Below are 2,814 nucleotides of genomic sequence, written 5' to 3'. Positions count from 1 at the left end.
CCATATGGGGATTGTGATATCGGAAAAGATTGGAATTATGCTTAATGTATGATTTTATAGAAATGTAATCAAAAAAGCATGCCGAGTTGATATGGGTTCATGTTAATAATTTATTGGAGTTAAAGTGGGCCCCGGCGGATTTTCCAACCGTAGGAGTTTTATGTTTGAAGTTTAAAAATTAAGGTCTGAAATAAGAACTAATGAGACAGATTTTTATAAGTTATAAACTATTTTGAAAGTAGTTGTATGACTCCGGTGGCTCGGGCTCATGATCTCTACCCTGTCAAGGTGGCGCTCTCCCTGCTGAGCTATGGGGTCCCAACAAACGGACGGTACAATCGCTGCTTAATAAACGGTTAATTGCAAAGTACAGGTTGTGAGGGTTGTCCAAACGGTGCGGTAAAGCTAACAGAGAATGGACTTAATGTGTTACGGGCGTTAGGGTAATGCGAGGATATTGATTATATATGGGGGTAAATAAGCTGAAAAACATTGAAGTTCTAAATAAATACATTGAAGGGTTTTCTGATGCTCTCCCTACGTGGTTAAAGCATCTAATCGAGGCAGAGGAGATACATCAAAACTATGAGAATGTACAGGTACTTGGTGCATTAAAGACAGATGCGGTGTTGTACTATGTACACCGTACGCTGCAAGTGTTAGATGGGTTGTCTTTAGATGAAGAAGCGTATCATATTATTGAAAAGGTACTAACGTATAGTGAGCTTGCAAAGGTAGGCTCTTTAAAACAGCGGGAGCAATGGAAGAAAAACGGGATTAACCTATTGGTACATAACGAGGGTTCTGCTGATATCTTTAGTAATATTCAGTTTATCGAACGTATAGAGACAAACTTAAACTCTACAGAGTATTTATTTGTTCGAGATTTAATTAGAACACATGGATTAATCGGGCAGTATATCCGCGGGGAGGCTCGTTTAGATTCTCATGTTGATTTGATTAACACGTATAAAGAAGAGTACGGAGACGCTAGGTTAAAGGAGATTCTATACTATCTTAACCAATGTATTATTGAGGGCGTATCAAAATCCTTGTGGAGTGAAGTAAAGAACGATGTGAAGATTACAATTGATGGTCTGTTTGATGGTTATGTGGAGCCATTTACTTCTCGCATACATAGACTCACGCCAAAACATAAGGAGTCAGCATTTGAAAAAGATATAATTATGGGGAGCGAGAAGAGTGGTGTTCAAACCTTCTTATCTGATAAGGATTTGTGGTATGTAGAACCGTCTATGCATGCTCTTAGCTTCGAGGATATCTGGACAGTTTTTGTTATGTTAAAGAACGAGATAGGCACTGGAAAGGTTCAGCATATCCATTTCGAGAAATTGATGCAGCAGTTGCACTATGATTTCAAAGGCGAGAAGAAGGACAACGTGTATCGTAAGCGGGTTATTGAGAAGTATCTACGGGAGTACCGTGAGAACGAGAAGCCGGATACAACGCATGTTTCTTTTGAGGCTAAAGTCGATGAAGATATGAAGACTGCGTATGTGTCGTTTCAGTTTTCTGCTGTAGGTGAGGCGTTAATTACCTTCTGTGTAGAGGCAGAAAAGATAGATATGATGCATGCTCGGGCAAATGTGCTGCTGTTTGATTTCTTCGGGTTACGTAAGGATGCGTATGATAGATTCCATAACGAAGAAGTGTATCTGGAGCATATGAATAGTTCGGCTGATGATAAACGAATTATTCTTGATTATATAAAGGGAGATACGGTTGTAGATGTCGGAGCCGGTGGTGGTGTCATGCTAGACATGATTGAAGAAGAGACCGAGGATAAACGAATCTACGGTATCGATATTTCCGAAAACGTGATTGATACGTTGAAAAAGAAGAAGCAGAACGAGGGTCGTTCTTGGGACGTCATTAAAGGGGATGCAATCAACTTAAGCAGCTCGTTTGATAAAGAATCGGTTGATACGATTGTATATTCTTCTATCCTTCATGAGCTGTTCTCTTATATCGAGTATGAAGGTAAGAAATTCAATCATGAAGTAATTAAAAAGGGTCTGCAAAGTGCTTATGAGGTGTTAAAGCCAGGAGGTCGTATTATCATTCGTGATGGCATCATGACCGAAGATAAAACGTTAATGCGTGTGATTCGTTTTAAAGATGCGGGCGGAATGAAGTTCTTAGAGCAGTATGTCCATGAATTTAAGGGGCGTATAATCCAGTATGAGGTACTTGCAGACAATACAGTCAAAATGCCTGTTAACGATGCGATGGAGTTCTTATATACGTATACCTGGGGCGAGGATTCCTTCGTTCATGAGGTGCAGGAGCAGTTTGGAATCTTTACACCAAACGACTATAAGGATTTCGTAAAGGGTATCTTTGGAGATCAAGTAAACATCATTCAAGCTATGAACTATTTGCAGGATGGATATATAAATCATCTAAACGAGAAAATTGAGTTTAAAGATGAGTCTGGGAATGCAGTTGCGCTACCGGATAGTACGTTCTTTATGGTTTTAGAAAAGGTGAAGTAATGGGTTATTGGTACAAGTAAAGTATAAAGGGATAAAGGGCAATGAAAATCTTAGAAATGCAATACACAAAGGAAGATAAAACATCTTTACAATCTAGGGTTGTCGAGTGCTGATGATACGTTTTGTTTATTCATTTTACCCCCCAATATTTGTTAATTCAATTATATAAGACAGAAAAATCGCTGGGAAGCGGTAAATAAGACTGAATTGTATAAAAATGAGGTTTGATTTGAAAACGGCTTTCCAAATCGGTTTATTTTGCGTTTTAATGAAGAAGTTAATACAATAGGTCTTATTT

General features: G+C 38.7%; 1 protein-coding gene. It reads left to right on the top strand.

Annotation, left to right across the window (positions count from 1 at the left end):
* Window positions 1-467: 467 nt before the first annotated feature.
* Entirely contained in the window at window positions 468-2,516 is a 2,049-nt protein-coding gene (locus AB3X48_RS20635) for a class I SAM-dependent methyltransferase (protein WP_016105475.1), read from the top strand.
* Window positions 2,517-2,814: the final 298 nt, after the last annotated feature.

Origin of the sequence: Bacillus sp. S4 (assembly GCF_040838205.1) — a bacterium.
GTDB lineage: Bacteria > Bacillota > Bacilli > Bacillales > Bacillaceae_G > Bacillus_A > Bacillus_A cereus_U.
Note: the sequence above shows the minus strand (reverse complement) of the source record. Positions and strands in the feature narration are given on the sequence as shown.